This window comes from Chryseobacterium sp. FG46, assembly GCF_057809135.1.
Genome location: NZ_JBMDJJ010000002.1, coordinates 290,366 through 308,336, shown reverse-complemented (window position 1 = coordinate 308,336; position 17,971 = coordinate 290,366). Strand labels below are relative to the sequence as shown.

The 17,971-nt window shown below is 35.9% G+C and carries 20 protein-coding genes; 8 read left to right on the top strand and 12 right to left on the bottom strand.

Annotation, left to right across the window (positions count from 1 at the left end; genetic code table 11):
- Window positions 1-151: 151 nt before the first annotated feature.
- From ACODR7_RS02855 to ACODR7_RS02840, 4 genes are all read right to left on the bottom strand, one after another.
- A complete protein-coding gene (locus ACODR7_RS02855; RefSeq protein WP_488837119.1) occupies window positions 152-445 on the bottom strand; it encodes a hypothetical protein in 294 nt (97 codons plus the stop codon).
- A 101-nt stretch (window positions 446-546) separates the two neighbouring features.
- Window positions 547-735 carry a hypothetical protein gene (locus ACODR7_RS02850; protein WP_488837118.1) on the bottom strand — a complete coding sequence of 63 codons (189 nt, stop codon included), beginning with the start codon at window positions 733-735 and terminating at the stop codon, window positions 547-549.
- Window positions 736-1,095: 360 nt separating this feature from the next.
- Window positions 1,096-1,746: a protein-L-isoaspartate(D-aspartate) O-methyltransferase gene (locus tag ACODR7_RS02845; RefSeq protein WP_110366870.1), complete on the bottom strand. Its 651-nt coding sequence runs from the start codon at window positions 1,744-1,746 to the stop codon at window positions 1,096-1,098.
- A gap of 101 nt (window positions 1,747-1,847) precedes the next feature.
- Window positions 1,848-2,495, bottom strand: coding sequence for a hypothetical protein (locus ACODR7_RS02840; protein WP_488837116.1), 648 nt, complete (start codon window positions 2,493-2,495; stop codon window positions 1,848-1,850).
- A 134-nt stretch (window positions 2,496-2,629) separates the two neighbouring features.
- Between ACODR7_RS02840 and ACODR7_RS02835 the strand changes: the two genes are divergently transcribed.
- The 7 genes from ACODR7_RS02835 (at window position 2,630) to ACODR7_RS02805 (ending at window position 8,681) form a co-directional block, all read left to right on the top strand.
- On the top strand, window positions 2,630-3,592 hold the full coding sequence (locus ACODR7_RS02835) for a Gfo/Idh/MocA family protein (protein WP_488837114.1): 963 nt from the start codon (window positions 2,630-2,632) through the stop codon (window positions 3,590-3,592).
- Window position 3,593: 1 nt separating this feature from the next.
- Window positions 3,594-4,328, top strand: coding sequence for a hypothetical protein (locus tag ACODR7_RS02830; RefSeq protein ID WP_488837112.1), 735 nt, complete (start codon window positions 3,594-3,596; stop codon window positions 4,326-4,328).
- A gap of 41 nt (window positions 4,329-4,369) precedes the next feature.
- Window positions 4,370-6,100 carry a cellulase family glycosylhydrolase gene (locus ACODR7_RS02825; protein WP_488837110.1) on the top strand — a complete coding sequence of 577 codons (1,731 nt, stop codon included), beginning with the start codon at window positions 4,370-4,372 and terminating at the stop codon, window positions 6,098-6,100.
- Between the two features lie 68 nt (window positions 6,101-6,168).
- Window positions 6,169-7,047, top strand: a complete 879-nt coding sequence (gene bla-A / locus ACODR7_RS02820) for a CGA/CIA family class A beta-lactamase (protein ID WP_488837108.1) — start codon at window positions 6,169-6,171, stop codon at window positions 7,045-7,047.
- Window positions 7,048-7,078: 31 nt separating this feature from the next.
- On the top strand, window positions 7,079-7,489 hold the full coding sequence (locus ACODR7_RS02815; RefSeq protein ID WP_488837106.1) for a hypothetical protein: 411 nt from the start codon (window positions 7,079-7,081) through the stop codon (window positions 7,487-7,489).
- Window positions 7,490-7,499: 10 nt separating this feature from the next.
- A complete protein-coding gene (locus ACODR7_RS02810) occupies window positions 7,500-8,396 on the top strand; it encodes a 3-hydroxybutyryl-CoA dehydrogenase (RefSeq protein ID WP_170872097.1) in 897 nt (298 codons plus the stop codon).
- A gap of 45 nt (window positions 8,397-8,441) precedes the next feature.
- The gene (locus ACODR7_RS02805; protein WP_002977986.1) at window positions 8,442-8,681 is read left to right on the top strand and encodes a DUF8828 family protein; all 240 of its coding nucleotides are present in this window, start codon (window positions 8,442-8,444) and stop codon (window positions 8,679-8,681) included.
- A gap of 49 nt (window positions 8,682-8,730) precedes the next feature.
- Here ACODR7_RS02805 and ACODR7_RS02800 read toward each other — a convergent pair whose 3' ends face one another.
- The 5 genes from ACODR7_RS02800 to dnaN form a co-directional block, all read right to left on the bottom strand.
- Entirely contained in the window at window positions 8,731-9,141 is a 411-nt protein-coding gene (locus ACODR7_RS02800; protein WP_047433591.1) for an META domain-containing protein, read from the bottom strand.
- A gap of 527 nt (window positions 9,142-9,668) precedes the next feature.
- On the bottom strand, window positions 9,669-12,071 hold the full coding sequence (gene pheT / locus ACODR7_RS02795; RefSeq protein ID WP_488837105.1) for a phenylalanine--tRNA ligase subunit beta: 2,403 nt from the start codon (window positions 12,069-12,071) through the stop codon (window positions 9,669-9,671).
- A gap of 207 nt (window positions 12,072-12,278) precedes the next feature.
- Window positions 12,279-12,896, bottom strand: a complete 618-nt coding sequence (locus ACODR7_RS02790; RefSeq protein WP_488837104.1) for a DUF417 family protein — start codon at window positions 12,894-12,896, stop codon at window positions 12,279-12,281.
- Between the two features lie 63 nt (window positions 12,897-12,959).
- The gene (locus ACODR7_RS02785; RefSeq protein ID WP_488837102.1) at window positions 12,960-13,790 is read right to left on the bottom strand and encodes an AraC family transcriptional regulator; all 831 of its coding nucleotides are present in this window, start codon (window positions 13,788-13,790) and stop codon (window positions 12,960-12,962) included.
- A gap of 353 nt (window positions 13,791-14,143) precedes the next feature.
- Entirely contained in the window at window positions 14,144-15,274 is a 1,131-nt protein-coding gene (dnaN, locus tag ACODR7_RS02780; RefSeq protein ID WP_034699704.1) for a DNA polymerase III subunit beta, read from the bottom strand.
- A gap of 184 nt (window positions 15,275-15,458) precedes the next feature.
- Here dnaN and ACODR7_RS02775 point away from each other — a divergent pair, with 184 nt between their 5' ends.
- The gene (locus tag ACODR7_RS02775; protein ID WP_488837100.1) at window positions 15,459-15,815 is read left to right on the top strand and encodes a diacylglycerol kinase family protein; all 357 of its coding nucleotides are present in this window, start codon (window positions 15,459-15,461) and stop codon (window positions 15,813-15,815) included.
- A gap of 150 nt (window positions 15,816-15,965) precedes the next feature.
- On the opposite strand, the gene ACODR7_RS02770 is transcribed toward ACODR7_RS02775, so the two are convergent.
- From ACODR7_RS02770 to ACODR7_RS02760, 3 genes are all read right to left on the bottom strand, one after another.
- The gene (locus tag ACODR7_RS02770) at window positions 15,966-16,424 is read right to left on the bottom strand and encodes a GyrI-like domain-containing protein (RefSeq protein WP_488837098.1); all 459 of its coding nucleotides are present in this window, start codon (window positions 16,422-16,424) and stop codon (window positions 15,966-15,968) included.
- A gap of 296 nt (window positions 16,425-16,720) precedes the next feature.
- The gene (locus tag ACODR7_RS02765) at window positions 16,721-17,053 is read right to left on the bottom strand and encodes a gamma-glutamylcyclotransferase family protein (protein ID WP_488837096.1); all 333 of its coding nucleotides are present in this window, start codon (window positions 17,051-17,053) and stop codon (window positions 16,721-16,723) included.
- On the bottom strand, window positions 17,053-17,682 hold the full coding sequence (locus ACODR7_RS02760) for an SGNH/GDSL hydrolase family protein (protein ID WP_488837094.1): 630 nt from the start codon (window positions 17,680-17,682) through the stop codon (window positions 17,053-17,055). The genes ACODR7_RS02765 and ACODR7_RS02760 overlap by 1 nt, the downstream gene beginning before the upstream one ends.
- Between the last annotated feature and the right edge of the window lie 289 nt (window positions 17,683-17,971).

The window sequence follows — 17,971 nt, the reverse complement described above, 5'->3', positions numbered from 1 at the left end:
TTTAAAGATATAGCCAAAGCTTACAAAATCTTTAAAGATGTGTCCACACGATAGTCCGAGGGAGGGGAATTGCCCTGACCCATATGAGTCGTTATTCAACATAAAAAACCTTACTGAAATTCAATAAGGCTTGTTTTTGTATCGTCAAATTTTAGGTTAAAACATCATCATTTTCTTCTTCATGGTCATCTTCATTATCACTGAGACTCCAGTAATTGTTTTCTTCATCTTCTGCTCCTATTTCTTCCATTTCATCATCGTCCTCAGCTCCGGGGATGTCTAAGCCTTTATCTATTTTATCTTTATCAAAATCTTCATTCAGAATAGGATTTCCGTCCCCATCAAGCGGAATATGTTTTTCTTTCTGAAAAATATCTTCATCAGGATTATAATCCATCTGTTCCAGCTTTCTGTTTTGTTCATTAATATTGTCTTCCGGTATCATGATAGTGTTATTTAAGGGTTTACATACTTAAAACAAAAATAATTCCAAGTTATGCTGAATAATCAGAATATACTTCAGGATTTGCACAATGCGGCATTTTCTCATTTTCTTTCAATAGCGATAATACTTCCTTCGGTCATCCCCGCCATCCCGTTTCGGGCTTCAGCAGCAGAAAATCCAAAAAAAAGATTCTCCTCAGATATGAGTTCCGGGTGGGCAACATCCAGACCCGTTTCTTTCAGCATTTCAATTCCTGTTTCCGGAATTCTTTTATTGATAAAAACTTTCATTGTACTGTTATTTAATGATTTTAAATAAAAAAACCTCACTCGCAAAAAGTAAGGTTATTGAACTTTAATATTAAAAAAATTATCTCTTTTCATCTGAATGTTTGATTCAAGATCTATTTATTTTTTGTGATGGTGATTTATACAGAGGGCTTTAATTCCATCAATTTTCATTCCGAAATGGATTAAAAGATTTTAAATTTTGATTAAAACAGATGAATTTTATTTTTGAAAATAGGTTCTCTAAAAGTCAAATTATCTGGCTTTTGCCGTTCTGACTGAGAAAGAATCTTATTGACTAAGCTGTATGAGATTCTTCATTACATTGCATTCAGAATAACACACTCTTTAGAAATCTTCTTACTATTGATTCGTATTACCAAGCATCGGAACAAATTTATACGCTCCAAATTCTTCTTTTTCAAATTCTGTAGGGCCTACTTTGGTAAATCTGTATAAAACCTGCTCATCCGTTGGTCCTAATGGAATCACCATTATTCCTCCTATATTCAGCTGTTTTAAAAGTTCTGTAGGCAGTGTGGAAGCACCACAGGTTACGATGATTTTATCGAAAGGAGCAAAAGTGGGAAGTCCCGCAAAACCATCTCCAAAACTCTGAAATTTTGGAAACAGATGAAGTTCTCTGAGTTTCTTTTTGGAAAAATCAAACAGATCTTTCTGCCTTTCTACAGTATATACGTGAGCTTTCATCGCCATTAAAACGGCAGTCTGGTATCCGCATCCTGTTCCGATTTCCAATACTTTTTCACCTGGTTTTACCTTCAGCAGTTCAGACTGTTCCGCTACCGTGGAAGGATGGGAAATGGTCTGATGTGCCAGAATGGGAAATGCTCTGTCTTCATAGGCAAAATCTTCAAAAATACTTTCGATAAAAAGGTGTCTCGGAACTTCACTCATTGCCGAAAGTACATTCTCGTCTGAAATTCCAATCCTGTTTCGAAGATACTCAACTAAAATCTTTCTTTTTCCTTTATGTACAAACGAATCCTGCATTTGACAAAAGTAAGAAATTAGAAATTAGATTTCAGAAATTGCAGCAAAGAATTATCCACAAAAAAGAAGCAATCAAAAAGTGACAGCTTTATTCTTGTTACTTAATTCCATTTTATAGGATAAGGTCCGTAAAACGCGCTAAAGGTATTATCAGCACATCTTTTTCTGACAAAAAAGTTATAGGTCTGGGTTTTACTTAATCCCGTGTAGACGGCTTTTTGGCCTGTCATTGCTAATTGTCCACTCGCAGGTGGCGCAGAACTTATCGTCAAAACAGTTTCATACGCAGAAACGCCATCGTTATCCCAGGATACCGCAGCATCAAAAGTAGAAGAAAGCGCGGAGGAAGTTGTTTTGGTATAAGTTGCATACGCTGGCTGTACACAAGTTGTCGTATTACCCGCCAAAACAGTAATAGGTCCCGCCCAGTTACTTCGTCCATTGTCTATTCCACAATTTTTCCTCACATAAAGATCATATTTATTATTCTGATAGAGCGGGAGGCTATAGGAATTTTTGTAGGTAACCACTGTAGTTCCCTTTCCCAAAGTGAAACCTTGCTCTCCATACTGCACTTCGTAATATCCTTCGCCCTGGCTGATAAAGCTCCAGGAAAGCTGGTTATTCCCTTTTTCAAATATCAGATTTGTTGGTGTTCCACATTGAGCCTGCGGGTCATACGGACTATCTCCTATACATGCTGCAGTAGATAATCCAGCAATGAGTACAATCGAAATTATTCTTTTCATCGTTATTTTTCAGACCGTTAATTTACTGTAATTTCTTTAATGAATGGATGACTTTAATCTAGTGCATTTCCAAGTAAAAAGTCATGTATTTTATAAATGTACATTCACTATATTTACAAAAATTTAATACAGCTATGTTAAAAGCAGGTTTGGTAGGTGCCGGACACTTGGGAAAAATACATTTAAAACTTCTTAATCAGTCAGATAGATATGAATTTGTAGGTTTTCATGATAAAGATGTTGAAAACGGAAAGAAATTAGAAGCCGAATTCGGATATCAATATTTTGAAAATTTTGATGAATTGCTTGAGCAGATTGACATGCTTGATATTGTCACTCCAACTGTTTATCATTATGACTATGCTTTAAAAGCCATTGAAAAAGGCCTTCATTTCTTTATTGAAAAACCGGTAACCCAGACTCTTGAACAGGCAGAAGAAATTCTTCGTTTGTGCCAGGAAAAAGGAATCAAAGCACAGGTAGGACACGTTGAAAGATACAATCCGGCTTTTATTGCTACCAAGGAATATATCAGCAATCCGATGTTTATTGAAATCCACAGACTGGCAGAATTTAATCCACGTGGTACGGATGTTTCCGTAGTATTGGATCTTATGATTCACGATCTTGACATTTTATTAAGCATTGCTAAATCTAAAGTAAAAAATATTCATGCAAGCGGCGTTTGCGTAGTAAGCAAAACTCCGGATATTGCCAATGCGAGAATAGAGTTTGAAAACGGATGCGTTGCCAACCTTACGACTTCCAGAATTTCTATGAAGGCGATGAGAAAAAGCAGATTCTTCCAGAAAGACGCTTACATTTCCGTTGATTTCCTTGAGAAAAAGGCTGAAGTAATCAGAATGAAGGATGCTCCTGAAACCCCTACTCCATTTGATATGATTATTGAAAATGCAGAGGGAGAAAAGAACCAGATTCTGTTTGAATATCCGAATATCCAGCCTAACAATGCTATTCTGGATGAATTAAACTCTTTTGCAGATGCCATTACGGGCAACAAAAATGTAGAAGTTTCCCTTGAAGACGGAACTGAAGCGTTGAAGGTGGCTTTAGAGATTATGAAACTGATCAGTTAACATGAAAATAAAGTCTGCACTATTTTTGGCAGCAATCACAATGCTATCTTGTAATCAAAAAAAAAATGGTTATGAGATAGATTGTGATGATCAAAAAAAGCAGGCACAAAATGATTTCAATTATAAAAAGTATACCTGGACCAATTTTTCAGGCTTAGGCTATGATTATCTGGGTGAAAAGGAATTTATAGAGCTTCTGAACAAGAATCATATAAAAACGCAGCAAATTCCCATATCTTGCGTAAGATTTCCGAATGATCAGTATGAAAACTGCCGGGAAATCGAGATGAACAGACTTATTTTAAAAAGATTTGGAAAGAAATTTATAGACTCATTGCGTTTTACGGCGAAACAATTATTTATAAAAAATAATCCCGATGAAATATTTTCATATGAACAATGCGATAATATTTCGCGCTATCCTAACTCAACCACAGACAATCAGTTTGAAAAGCTGCAAACTGATTACCTAAAAAAATTTCCTACTCCCCAAGGATATAGTACAAAAAAGGAAAAGTTTTATTCCTATACTTCAGCTTCTTTTATTATTACTAAAAACGGAGAAATTAAGGATTTATCAGTAAAAAGTGAATTTCAAAACAAAAAAAACAATATATTTGAAAAACAATTCAATAAACAATTGAAAGATTTTGTTTTACATACGCAATGGATTCCTGGCAGAATAAATGGTCTGAATGTAGACTCTTACTATGATGCCAACATTCAGTATGACTAATTTCTAAAAAATTCCTATTATTTTAAGCCATTGAAACTACTATGAAAAGAGCCATTTTATTATCCGCACTTTTATTGTCTCAATTCGGGACATCACAATTACTGAAGACTTCGGGACAGAAAATCGTTAATGATAAAGGTGAAGATATTCAGTTGAAAGGCCTTGGGCTGGGTGGCTGGATGCTTCAGGAAGGATATATGCTGAAAACTGCTGATTTTGCTGGTCCTCAGTATAAGATTAAGGAGAAAATTGCGGAGTTGATTGGTGAAGACGGAATGAATGAGTTCTACAAAGCGTATCTGAAAAACGGAATCACAAAGCAGGATATCGGCTTTCTGGCCAAAGCAGGATTCAATTCTATAAGATTGCCGATGCATTACAATCTTTATACCCTGCCTATTGAAAAAGAGCCTGTAAAAGGAAAAGATACGTGGCTGGAGGAAGGTTTTAAAATGACAGATGATCTTCTTCAATGGTGCACCGATAACAAAATATATTTGATACTGGATCTTCATGCCGCTCCCGGAGGTCAGGGAAATGACGCTAACATTTCTGATAATGATAAATCCAAGCCTTCACTTTGGGCCAATGAAGAGAATCAGAGAAAAACTGTAGCGCTGTGGAAAAAACTGGCGGAAAGGTATAAAGACAATCCATGGATTGGAGGGTATGATCTTATTAATGAACCTAATATTAATTTCACAGGAAAGAACCCCAATGGTACGGATGAAATGTCCAATGCTCCGCTCTGGAAGCTTCAGAAAGATATTACAGCAGCCATCAGAGAGGTGGATAAAAAACATATTATTTTCATTGAAGGAAACGGATGGGGAAATAATTATAACGGACTTCCGGCAATCTGGGATAACAATATGGCTTTCAGCTTTCATAAATACTGGAATTACAATGATGATCAAACCCTTCAATTTGCCCTGGATCTGAGAGAGAAGCACAATATGCCGATATGGCTTGGGGAAACCGGTGAGAATTCCAATGTATGGTTTACTGAGCTGATTCAGCTTTTGGGCAAACACAACATTGGGTACGCCTTCTGGCCAATGAAAAAGATTGATAATATTGCAGGAGTTACCAATGTAAAAATCACGCCTGAATATGAAAAATTATTGGATTACTGGAAAAACGGAGGTGAAAAGCCTTCTAAAGAGTATGCTAAAAAAGCTTTACTACAGATTGCTGATAATTATAAACTAAATAACACGGAGATTAAAAGAGATGTGATTGATGCCATGTTCAGGCAGATTACGGATGCTTCTACAAAACCGTTCAGAAACCATCAGGCACCGGGAAGAATATTCGCTTCGGAATATGATCTGGGAAGAATGGGGTCTGCCTATCTTGATAAGGATTTCATTGATCTCTGGGTAAGTGATCCGGCTAAAAGATCAGAATGGAACTCCGGACAGCAGATGAGAAATGACGGTGTAGATATCTACAAATGTAACGACAAGGTTACGAACCAATATTATGTAGGAAAAACAGAAACCGGAGAATGGCTTCAGTACACGGTTCAGTCCAAAGGAGACAGAAATTATGCAGCAGACATCAGATATTCGGCGGCTAATCCTTCTAAAATAAGAATTGAAACAGCTTCCGGAAAAGTTTTAGCGACGGTTTCACTTGCATCAACAGGAGGAAATGAAAACTGGAAAACGGTTTCAGCTCAAAATATCACCTTACAGAAAGGAGAAAACAAAATCAGAATTGTCTTCGAAAATGATGGGGCGAACCTTAATTATTTTGAGTTGAAATAACAAGAATTTATCTTAAATTGCAAATCCCTTTTAGGCTTCTAAAAGGGATTTATTTTAACTGCATTTCTATGAAAAAAATAACATTTGTTCTTCTTTTGGTTTCGGCATTTGCTTCTGCTCAGAAATCAGCTCTGGATCAAAAAATAAATTCAATAATAAAGGATAAAAAAGCTACCGTAGGAGTATCTGTTCTGAGTTTTGAAAGTAACTTTAAATACAGCAAAAACGGTGATAAAAAACTCCCTTTGCTAAGTGTATTCAAATTCCACCTGGTCAGTACTGTGCTGGATATGGCAGACAAAGGCAAATTTTCAACAGATCAGAAATTTTTAATAAAAAAATCCGACTTACTTGAAAATACGTGGTCTCCTTTACGCGAAAAATATCCGGAAGGGAATATTGAGCTTTCTTTAGGAGAAATTATTAAGTATACAGTAGCTCAGAGTGATAATAACACTTGTGATTTTCTTTTAAGACTTATAGGAGGCCCCAAGGTTGTTCAGCAATTTATGGATTCTAAAGGGGTGAAAGACCTTCAAATTAAGTATACTGAGGATGATATGCATAAAGACTGGAAAAATCAATATGGAAATGAAAGCAGCACCAACTCCACAGTAGCACTTTTAAAAAAATTCTATGACGGAAAATTACTTTCCAAAAAATCCACAGATTTCTTAATGCAAATTATGCTCGCTACCACAACAGGAACTAATAAAATTGTGGAACAGCTGCCCAAAAGAACACCTGTTGCCCATAAAACAGGCTCTTCCGGAAAGCCCGATAACATTCTTACAGTAGCAGAAAACGATATGGGAATCATTACCCTACCCAACGGAAAACATTACGCAATTGCCGTATTTGTAAGCAATTCCATAGAAACAGAAAGGGTAAATACGAGAATGGTTTCCGATATTTCGAAGATCGTTTGGGATAATTTTAATAAATAAAATATTAAGCTTATTTTTAAAGCGATTTAACATGAAAAAAATAATAATAACAACGGCTCTTTTTGCTTTTACATTCTTTTATTCGCAGAAGAATCAGAATTATTTAGAGATCAGCTACGGAAGTGTATGCTGTGGCCCTGCATCTGATAAGCCTGTGATGAGCTTTCTGAAAGAATTCAAAAATAAAAGCCAGATAAAAAGCCTGGAAGTCCTGATCCAAAAAGGGATGGGAAAAGAAGGTGAATATACATTATATGTTGGCACCGACTTTCTTACAAAGAATCAAAAAAAACGACTGATAAGAGGTTTAACGGCTACTGTTTCCAACCAGAACAACAGTAAAAAAAGTCAGAGTGTAGGAAATGTTTCTTTTGATTCAACAGCTGTTGTCACACAATCTGACCTTACGGAGGTAAAAAATTTAACTATCTATAAAAAATAAAGGAAAAATGATCAAAAACATTGTAGTTATCGGAGCGGGAACCATGGGGAATGGTATTGCACATACTTTCGCACAAAGCGGTTTCAAAGTAAATCTTGTAGACGTATCCCAGGAAGCTTTGGACAGAGGTTTAAAAACCATTACTACCAATCTTGACAGAATCATTGCAAAAGGAAATCTTACAGAGGAGCAAAAAGCTGAAACTTTAGGCAACATCACTACTTTCACAGCATTGAACGATGCTGCAGGATCTGCTGATCTTATTGTAGAAGCTGCTACTGAAAACCTTGATCTTAAACTGAAGATCTTCGGTCAGATGGATGAGCTGGCTCCTGCCAACTGTATCCTTGCAACCAATACTTCTTCTATTTCTATCACAAAAATTGCTGCAGCTACTAAAAGAGCTGATAAAGTAATCGGTATGCACTTCATGAACCCGGTTCCTATTATGAAACTGGTAGAAATCATCAAAGGATATTCTACGTCTAAAGAGACTTTTGATGCCATTTATGAAATGAGTAAAACTTTGGGTAAAGTTCCTGTAGAGGTGAATGACTATCCTGGTTTTGTGGCGAACAGAATTTTAATGCCAATGATTAACGAATCTATCGAGACACTTTACAACGGAGTGGCTGGTGTAGAAGAAATTGATACGGTAATGAAACTGGGGATGGCTCACCCAATGGGTCCGCTTCAGCTGGCAGACTTTATTGGTCTTGATGTATGTCTTGCTATTCTGAACGTTATGTATGACGGTTTCAAAAATCCTAAGTACGCTCCGAACCCATTGCTTGTCAATATGGTGACAGCCGGAAAACTGGGTGTAAAATCAGGAGAAGGGTTCTATGATTATTCTGAAAGCAAAAAAGCTGAAAAAGTTTCAAAAATGTTTTTGAAGTCATCTTAAATCAATAATTTTAATTATCTTTGAGAAAGTTAAAACATTAAAAAAATGAAATTACCAAAGTTTTTATTAGCAGATAATTCGGAATTTCCAGAGGATCTATTCGTGGTTCATACAGAATATCCAAGATTTATCTTAAACGTTGAGGAAGAAGAAGTTGAGTGGTTAGATGATCTTGAAGGTGATGATGAAGAAACGATGGCAGACGAGGCTACTAAAGTAGTTGAAGCAGCGTTCAAATGGTGCGATGAAGAGTTGGCTAAGTACGACGAAGAAGAGGAAGATTAATAACACTCTAAACATAAAAAAGGAACTCAATAGAGTTCCTTTTGTTTTTTTATTCTGATTTAGTAAATTTCAATAGTAAAAGATTGTCTTTGTACAATTCTAAAGTATTTCCGGAAACCACATATTTATTAGCTTTTCCCATCATATCCATAAAATTCTGCTCTACTCCGATGTTGCTGCACATCATTTTTGTGGATCCCATTTGTCCGGCTGTAAAACTTCCTGTAGACGGATCAATTGTAGCCGTTCCGAAATAGTTATTACATCCTGCATTTCCAGTGATCTTTTCTCCTTCAATATTCAATGTTGGAACTTTACCTTTTACCGTTTCAGCCAAAGTCCATTTTGTGCTGGCAAGAGCAGGCTGAGCTTTTCCCACTTTAGATGCAGACGGGCTTGTCATAGATCCACATGAAGCCAAAACTGCAGCTGTACATATACTTAAAAAAAGATTTTTCATTTTTTTCTTTTTGAATTAACCCAAATTTACGGAAATTATATTATTTAAACGGGTTACCATGAATTTTATTATTCTTTAACAGTTGATATTTTGAATAATTTTCCGGGCAAAAGATCTTATTATACGGTCATAAGTTGGAAAACGCAAAGACGCAAATTTCTTAATATGCAGCAGGTTTAAGACCCAAAGATTTTATCTCCGATAAAATTTTAATACTATCCCCTTGTCATTCCGAGCAAAGCAAGGAATCTATACTATAATTGGTTTATAAAATATAGTGAGACTCCTACGGAGTGACAAAGACTGTGGATAGATTGTTTTTATACAAGATTTCCATTTTAACACGAATAACACTAATATTTTCACTAATATCACTAATGCGATTCAATATGAACGGGCTTCAGCCCGTTTGTTTAAAACACAAACATACCAATGGCTTTAACCCAAGCCTGACAACAAAGCAATAAAACAAAAAAACGGACTTAAAAAAGTCCGTTCCTATTATTAATAAAATGTATTTTCAAATATTAAGATCTCAACTCCGCGTTGAATTCTTTCTGGAAAGCTTTGATCAGAGAATCCATTACTTCTGTAATCTCTTTTTCTTCAAGAGTTTTTTCTTCATTTAACAGCTCAAAACTCATTGCATAAGATTTTTTACCTTCAGGAAGATTTTTACCTTCATACACATCGAACAGATTAATATTCTTAATGAATGGAGATTTGTTCTTTTTAGCCGCCTGATATAAGTCCTGATAGTTTACCGTTTTATCAATCAGTAAAGCTAAGTCTCTTCTTATTTTATTGAATTTCGGAATGTCTTTGAATTTCAATTGATTTTTAGAACGAAGTTCCTGAGCATATTCCAGTTCAATTTCTGCATAGAAACATTCCTGATCAATATCAAAGTCTTTTAATAAAGCCGGAGATACTTTTCCAATTCTCACCAATGCTTTACCATCAACTTCATATGCCAGTGCATCAGAGAATCTTTCATCAGACAAAGCAACTTCTTTATAATCGACAGCAAGTCTTTCCAATAAAACTTTTACATAGGCTTTAAGATTATAGAAGCTTACCGCAGATTTTGGCTGAAGCCAGTTTTCGGCAACATCTCTTCCTGAAACCAATAAAGCTAATTGTTTTCTTTCTTCGTATTTATCTTTTTTGTGATAAATTTTTCCTGATTCGAAGAACTTGATATCCTGATTCTTTCTGTTGATATTGTATACTGTATTCTGAAGAAGTCCTTCTAATAAAGACTTTCTCATGAATGCCAGATCACCGCTTAAAGGATTCAATAGCTTTACAGCATCTGTTTCATCTTTTACAGAAGTTAATGAGTTGTTCATCACTTCATTGAAACCAAGCCCCTGTAAAGTTCTTGCCCAGCTGTTTTCCAGCTCATCCTGATCGTTAGTACTCAGTTTAACCGGCGTAAATGAAAACTTCTGTGGAGCATCAATTTTATTGTATCCGTAGATTCTTAAGATCTCTTCAATCACATCAATTTCTCTTGTTACATCTGCTCTGTAAGCAGGAACAGAGATTTCAAAACCGTTTGGAATTTCATTTAAAACCTGAATTTCCAATGCTTTTAAGATTTCTTTTACTTTCTCTCTGTGAATTTTTGTGCCTAAAATCTGCTCAATTTTAGAGAATCTAAGGATCACATAGTTGTCCTCTATTTTCTTAGGATATTCCTCCAGTAACTCCCCTATTAATTTTCCTTCAGCAATTTCCTGAATCATTTTGATAGCATGAGTGATCGCTGTTCTTGTAAGATTCGGGTCTACTCCTCTTTCAAATCTGAAAGAAGCATCGGTATTCAAGCTGTGCGCTTTAGCTCCTTTTCTTACAGCAACCGGGTTGAAGTAAGCACTTTCAAGGAATATTGTTTTTGTAGTTTCAGATACTCCTGAGTTCTCACCTCCGAATACTCCTGCAATACACATTGGCTTATCTTTACCGTCTTTGATCATGATTTCAGAACCATTCAATGTTCTTTCAACACCATCTAAAGTCGTAAATTTCGTTCCCGGTTTTACCACACCAACTTTCACTTTCTTATCTGCAATTTTATCTGCATCAAATGCGTGAAGCGGCTGTCCGTATCCGTGAAGAATATAATTCGTAATATCTACAACATTATTGATCGGGCTTAATCCGATCGCTTTCAGTCTGTCTTTTAACCAGGATGGTGATTCTGCAACTTTTACATCTTCAATCACAGCTCCGATATATCTTGGACACAATTCTGCATCTTCAATTTCGAGTTTAAAATCATGAGTTCCCTCGTTATTCAAAACTTCAGAAGCTACTTTATTAAATTGTGACTTCAATTGGTTTGTAGAAAGATAGGCATGTAAATCTCTGGCAACACCATAGTGAGACATAGCATCTGTTCTGTTCGGCGTTAATCCGATTTCAAATACTTCATCATTGGTAAGTTCAAAATAGTCAGCAAAATTTTTTCCTACTTCATATTGGGTTTCATCCAGTACCATGATTCCTCCGTGATCTTCACTAAGACCTAGTTCATCTTCTGCACAGATCATTCCCTGAGAAACCTCTCCTCTGATTTTGGCTTCTTTAATTTCAAAAAAGTTTCCTGTTTTGTCATAGATTTTAGTTCCGACAACGGCTACCGGAACAGTTTGTCCAGCTTCTACATTAGGAGCTCCGCAAACAATGTTCAACACCTTTCCGTTTCCTATGTCTACAGTTGTCTTCTTCAGTTTGTCAGCATTAGGATGTTTTTCGCAAGTTAAAACTTTACCTACAATAATTCCTTCCAGGCTGCCTCTTACACTTTCAAATTTATCTATCCCTTCAACCTCAAGACCAATATCTGTAAGGAATTCACCGATTCTTTCAGTTTTTGATTCCGTTTTTACAAAGTCCTTCAGCCAGTTGTTTGATATTTTCATTTGTTAATCTATCTACTTATTTAATTCGTCAGATGAGTTTTAAGATTTCACCTGTTCTATTTTGAAACTTTTATTTGAAATTCCACGCCTTATTCCGGTATGATTTTTCGAGCTACAAATGTCGTGTTTTTTTGAGAAATAGAGAAATTTAGAAGCGATTTTAAGATAATAAATTTTCGTTAATCTTTCAGCTGCTGATTTGGGAATCTAATGCCTCAACGGTCTTACTGCCTTCTTCAGGCTGTCTGAAAATAACACCAACCCTCCGGCCATCATGATAATATCTTTCAAAACCAAACGTCCTGCTCCTGACAGATATGGAAACCCAGACTGAGGTGTTGCATAATCTCCACCAAGATGGGGTACATATACTTCCGGCGTTGTTATCAGGAATGATAGCGTGACGAATGACATTAAAAATGTTAAAGCACCTCCAACAGCTCCGATTTTAGGAAACCAAATCCCCAGTAATACCATAACTCCTATTACAACGATCATTATCCCTAAACCGTAGGAAAAGACATATGTTCCGTTTTCCTGATGCCAGTCAATATTTTTCTGAACCACTTTTCCTTCCGGATTTTTATACAGAGTATATTCTGCAACAAGCTTTTTATCTTCATTGAAAACTTTATGATCTGCATTTTTGTAGAAAAAACTCATCAAAGGGCTATTGGCAACGAAAGGGACAATTCCGTCGGCTTCGTAATGAAATACCTTCAGGCCTCCAATCCAGGCCATAACGATGAAAATTGAAATTCTGAGAAAGTTGAAAAGATAGGCATCCAGTTGCAAGAGGTGCTGGTAAAGTCTGTTGTTTTTCATGTGATTTATTTTTCACCAAAGGTATTCACATGGTTACAGCGCCAACATAGATATTTCAGGACATTACATGGACATTTTCGCCACTACAGAGATCCCTACTTTTTCTCTGTAATTTTTTGGAGAACACCCTACCGCTTTTTTGAAATACCTGCTGAAGTAGAATTCATCTGCAAATCCCAGTTCTGAGGCAATTTCCTTGACAGACCGATAGGTTAAATGAAGCAGTTTCTTAGATTCAAGAATGATTCTCTCATTGATAAGCTGTGTGGGTGTTTTGGCAAATTCTTTCTTTACTGCCTTGCTTAAGGTATTATTTGTAATGCTCAGTTTATCACTGTAAAATGACAGTTCTTTTTCATCTTTAAAATGGGATTCCAGCAGTTTCTGAAATTCTGCCGCATTTTTATTGGGAAGCTTTTCGCTAGAAACCAAGGTATTTTCAATAGTGCTTTTCTGTTTGCTTCCAATAGCCAGAATTAACTGGATATAAGTCTTGATAATGGATTCAGAAAAAGGATGTTTCTCAGATTCTTCTTTTTTGATATGATTAAAAAGTTCAAGAATATAATGGTAGTTTTTCTCTGACAACCCAACTCCAGGATTCAGATAAATATTATTGAAGAGAAGCCCGTTGCATGCCACTTCTTCCTTGTGATACTCTATACAATAATAATCCCCATGAAAGAAAAGTATATGGATGTTTTCCTCCGATTCCGAAGCCAGTTTCAACTTCTGATAAGGAGAAAGAAACAGAATATTATATCCGCCATAAGAATAATTAATAGCATCTACAGAAAAAATACCAGCTCCTTTCCACAGAATGACACTGTAGTTTTCCGTAGTCAATTCTGAGGGAAAATCTGAGGTATGATAAGACTGTATTTTTATTTCCATGATGAGTTAATTTAAACACTAATGACGCTAATGATTCACAATTGTATCAACATTTTTTTCTTATTATACTTTTACCTTGAAGCAAAAGTATACAAAAGTTCAAGACGGGAATCATCCGCTAAAAATTGGAATGTATTCCTAAAATTTCCAAACTCGCATGGATCATTTGGTTCTTCTTCGGTTCAAAGTCTCGTCCAATGCTCAGACAGAGGACATTTTTTGACGGATTACATTCAAATTTTCTTAACGCTCCTGATTCCTAAGTCGATTCAGATATTTACAACTATGAGTCGGATGGTAGAATTACAAAAAAGCCGGAAAATTCCGGCTTTTTTGTATATGTTATGTTAATGTTACAATCCGATTACCGGCATTGACAACATTAAGATATTTTCATTTTCTTCAAGACCGTCAAGAGGCTCAATGATCCCTGGTCTATTAGGTTGAGACATTTTCATCGTGATATCATCTGATCCTAAGATCGTCAGCATTTCCGTTAAGAATTTTGAACTGAATCCGATATTGATATCTTCTCCGTTGTAGTCGCAAGGGATCTGCATGTCTGCTTTGTTTGCATATTCAGTATCTTCTGCATGAAGGTGAAGAATATTACCGGAAAGCTTGAATCTAACCTGGTTGGTAGATTTATTAGACATGATAGATGCTCTTTTAATAGCTCCTAACAATAGATTTCTGTTGATGGTTAATACATTCGGGTTTTCTTTTGGAATTACCGCTGTATAGTTCGGATATTTTCCGTCTATCAGTCTGCAGATCCAGATATGCTTACCAAAAGTAAATTTAGCCATATTCTCATTGAAGTCGATGGTAACGTCTTCGTTGGAACTTGCCAGAATATTTTTGAAAATGTTAAGAGGCTTTTTAGGCATGATAAACTCCATCGGCTCGGCATTCATAAGGTCTGCTCTTTTGTACACCACCAATCTGTGGGAGTCTGTAGAAACGAAATTGGTTTCGTTTTCTCCAAACTGGAAAAGAACTCCTGTCATTACCGGACGAAGGGAGTCGTTACTTGTAGCGAATAGTGTGTTTGTCAACGCTTCAGACAAAACTCCTGCCGGCATTGTTACACTTTGGGAAGCGTCGAATTCAGGCAATTCAGGATAGTCATCAGCATTGTCTAATGCTACTGCGAAATTATCTTTTTCATCTAAAATCTCAAGCTGGCTTCCAGTACCTTCGGCATTGTCTTTTACAACAAATGTGAGAGGCTGTTCACCATATGTCTTGATAAAATCCTGAAAAATTTTAGCAGGAACAGCAAATTTACCTGTATCATCAGACTTTACTTCTAGAGAAGTAACAAGAGTTGTCTCGCCGTCAGATGCTGTAATGGTAACATTATTTCCGTCTAATTCAAAAAGATAGTTTTCTAAAATCGGTCTCGATTGAGAGCTTGATATTACGCCACTTACAGTTTGCAAAGCCTTCTGCAGTTCACCACTTGAAATAATAAATTTCATAGATTTATAAAATAAGTTTCTACAAATATAATAAATAGATACAACAAAGAAAAGAATAATATGGAGGAGTTTTTCACAAAGATCCTTAATTTGTTTTGAGCCTTGACATTATGCCTGTATTTCTTCAGAGATTCATTTTTTTATCAAAATACAAAGACTATCTTTGTGTTAAAAGTTCAAAATCATGCAAAAACCTCCTATCCATAAAAGTTTTCTCATTGCTTTCCGGGGTGTTTTCATGATGATAAAGACGGAACGAAATTTCCAGATTGAGCTTCTGATATTCTTCATCAACCTTTTCTTTATTTTTTATTTCGATTTAAGTTATACGGATGCAGCATTAGTTCTTATGGCCTCATTTGCTGTCCTAAGTGCTGAAATTTTCAATACTGCTATTGAAAAGATCTGTGATATCGTTCAACCTGATTTCGACAAAAGAATTGGGTTTATTAAAGACATTGCAGCGGGTGCTGTAGTTCTTACGGCTATTGCATCGGTGATTGTTGGGATTCTGGTGTATGGGAAATATGTTTTCAGCTGAGCTGGAAGAAAGAAAAGAAGCTGGGAGCTGGGAGTTTTAGAGCACCCCGTCAAAAATTCAAATAATTTTTGACACCCTCCGGAGGAGGGGACTGTTTAGTCCTTCGGTTCTAAATTTGTGAAGATTAGAGATATTTTATTTTTTCATCTTTTATTTCACAGCGATGAAAATGTCAATTTCTGCGTCTGACGGATTTTGTGCTTTTTCTCCATACACTTCAAAATCGGCAGTAAATATTCTGTCCAAGTCCATATTCCAGATTTTTAACCATTCATTGATTACTAAGTCTTTTGAAAGATCTCCTTTTGTAGTAAATTTCAGATAATCTCCGCCATCAAAAGAATAACCTGTCATTCCTTCCGGAATATAGTTAAGGTTTTCTACTTTACATCCTAGCACTGTTGTATAAGGCTTTGTGTGGTCTTTTTCGTAATCCGTGTAGATAGAATAAATGGTATTGTCTATTTTATTTGGAATTGAATTGATAATATTCCCGCTGATCATTTTTTCCCATAATACCGGAATATCTTTTCCTGCCTGTCCGTTTTCATTGGTAGTTCTTACTGAAATACCGATAACCTTAAAAGGTTCCACTTTCACGTTATTCATTTCTTGATTTTTGTTGTAGTACAAATATAAGGACAGGTTGTGACAAGGGTATGTCAGTAGTTTTTTTAAATTTGGGCTAAAGCCAATGGATTTATTTATAAGATAAGTGGGCTAAAGCCCACTTCTATTGAATATTAAATTGGTCATATTAGCGAAATCTGCGAGAGAACATTCAAGCGTAGATTCCTTGCTTTGCTCGGAATGACAAAGAGACCGTTGGAATTATATCCCTCATAAAATCATTTGAGTCATATTTCTAACTCTTATTTGAGATTGCTTCGCTTTGCTCGGAATGACTATTTCCCGACATATATAAACCCTTTTTTTCCAGATTTAAAAACGGTTTCGATTCTTTTGTAATCATCCACTTCGTATTCATCTGCCTGAAGGATTTCTTCTTCTGTCACCTCAAAAAGCACTCCTTCTACCTCATCATTATCATTTCCTGAAAATTCAAGTACGGGATGGTATTGCTGACCACTTTTCCGAAGGACTTCAGGATCTGTAATTTCAAGCATACTTAATTTGTAGCCTGATAAAGTGTCTTTTTCACCCTGCAAATGTCTTCCGAAGGTTTCCATTTGAACCTGCTCTTTCTGCAGGGTTCCGTAAGAAAATAAATTAGGCATTATAAATATTTTTCAATGATTGGAATTGCGATTTCGGCCATCATTCCATAGCCTTTTTCGTTGGGGTGTACACCGTCTGCGGAAAGCAGAATCTCTTTATCCATCAGAAAAGCAGAATAAAAATCAATATATCCCAATGAGTCTTCAGCTGCAATATCTTTCAGAATCTGATTATAAAGCACTACATCTTCATTGATTCTCTTTTTCCCGGAGCTTACCACTACTCCATCTATCTCTTGAGAAAAAGGGAGAATACTTACTAGATAAATCTCATTGGAAAACTGTCTGGCATGTGCTACAGCTTCTTTAATATTATTTTTAAATTTTTCAGGATCTACGACCTGTGCTCCATCTTTTACCGCAAGATCATTGGCTCCGTAACTTAGAAAAACAATATTTCCATCAGCTGAATTTCTTGCTTTTAATTCGTGAGGCATTCTTTTCAGTAATCCTTCTGTGGTTTCTCCTCCTATTCCAAGATTGAACAGGATCAGTTCATCTCCGTTTCCTTCATGAAATTTCTGCAGGGCATATCTTTTCAGAATATCTACCCAACCTCCAAAAACGCCGTCATATTCTCCATAGGTAATGCTGTCACCGAAGAACAGCCCGTACATAATTTTCTTCATTCAACTTCTATTGTTTCCTTTTTGTTGAAGTAAAAATAGAAAGAAAAATTATTACTATCTCTCAACTTGCATAGTTTTAACGCAAAAGGTGCAAAGTATTTATATTAATTTTATTTTTTCGTTCGCAAGGGACGTTTCACTCAGCAATAGGTCAATTTATACTCTAGTTAAACAAAGTGATTTGAACCAATAAGGTTTTTGATTAAGATAAAAGCTAAAGCTATTATGAAGCAGCCTACCTTATTCATCATTGATGAATCTTAACTTTTATTACAATCTTTATTCTTCT

Excerpts from the sequence above, each read along its gene's own strand:
- ACODR7_RS02855 (WP_488837119.1), bottom strand. The coding sequence starts at position 445 with ATGATACCGGAAGACAATATTAATGAACAAAACAGAAAGCTGGAACAG.
- ACODR7_RS02850 (WP_488837118.1), bottom strand. The coding sequence starts at position 735 with ATGAAAGTTTTTATCAATAAAAGAATTCCGGAAACAGGAATTGAAATG.
- ACODR7_RS02845 (WP_110366870.1), bottom strand. The coding sequence starts at position 1,746 with ATGCAGGATTCGTTTGTACATAAAGGAAAAAGAAAGATTTTAGTTGAG.
- ACODR7_RS02840 (WP_488837116.1), bottom strand. The coding sequence starts at position 2,495 with ATGAAAAGAATAATTTCGATTGTACTCATTGCTGGATTATCTACTGCA.
- ACODR7_RS02835 (WP_488837114.1), top strand. The coding sequence starts at position 2,630 with ATGTTAAAAGCAGGTTTGGTAGGTGCCGGACACTTGGGAAAAATACAT.
- ACODR7_RS02830 (WP_488837112.1), top strand. The coding sequence starts at position 3,594 with ATGAAAATAAAGTCTGCACTATTTTTGGCAGCAATCACAATGCTATCT.
- ACODR7_RS02825 (WP_488837110.1), top strand. The coding sequence starts at position 4,370 with ATGAAAAGAGCCATTTTATTATCCGCACTTTTATTGTCTCAATTCGGG.
- bla-A (WP_488837108.1), top strand. The coding sequence starts at position 6,169 with ATGAAAAAAATAACATTTGTTCTTCTTTTGGTTTCGGCATTTGCTTCT.
- ACODR7_RS02815 (WP_488837106.1), top strand. The coding sequence starts at position 7,079 with ATGAAAAAAATAATAATAACAACGGCTCTTTTTGCTTTTACATTCTTT.
- ACODR7_RS02805 (WP_002977986.1), top strand. The coding sequence starts at position 8,442 with ATGAAATTACCAAAGTTTTTATTAGCAGATAATTCGGAATTTCCAGAG.
- ACODR7_RS02800 (WP_047433591.1), bottom strand. The coding sequence starts at position 9,141 with ATGAAAAATCTTTTTTTAAGTATATGTACAGCTGCAGTTTTGGCTTCA.
- pheT (WP_488837105.1), bottom strand. The coding sequence starts at position 12,071 with ATGAAAATATCAAACAACTGGCTGAAGGACTTTGTAAAAACGGAATCA.
- ACODR7_RS02790 (WP_488837104.1), bottom strand. The coding sequence starts at position 12,896 with ATGAAAAACAACAGACTTTACCAGCACCTCTTGCAACTGGATGCCTAT.
- ACODR7_RS02785 (WP_488837102.1), bottom strand. The coding sequence starts at position 13,790 with ATGGAAATAAAAATACAGTCTTATCATACCTCAGATTTTCCCTCAGAA.
- dnaN (WP_034699704.1), bottom strand. The coding sequence starts at position 15,274 with ATGAAATTTATTATTTCAAGTGGTGAACTGCAGAAGGCTTTGCAAACT.
- ACODR7_RS02775 (WP_488837100.1), top strand. The coding sequence starts at position 15,459 with ATGCAAAAACCTCCTATCCATAAAAGTTTTCTCATTGCTTTCCGGGGT.
- ACODR7_RS02770 (WP_488837098.1), bottom strand. The coding sequence starts at position 16,424 with ATGAATAACGTGAAAGTGGAACCTTTTAAGGTTATCGGTATTTCAGTA.
- ACODR7_RS02765 (WP_488837096.1), bottom strand. The coding sequence starts at position 17,053 with ATGCCTAATTTATTTTCTTACGGAACCCTGCAGAAAGAGCAGGTTCAA.
- ACODR7_RS02760 (WP_488837094.1), bottom strand. The coding sequence starts at position 17,682 with ATGAAGAAAATTATGTACGGGCTGTTCTTCGGTGACAGCATTACCTAT.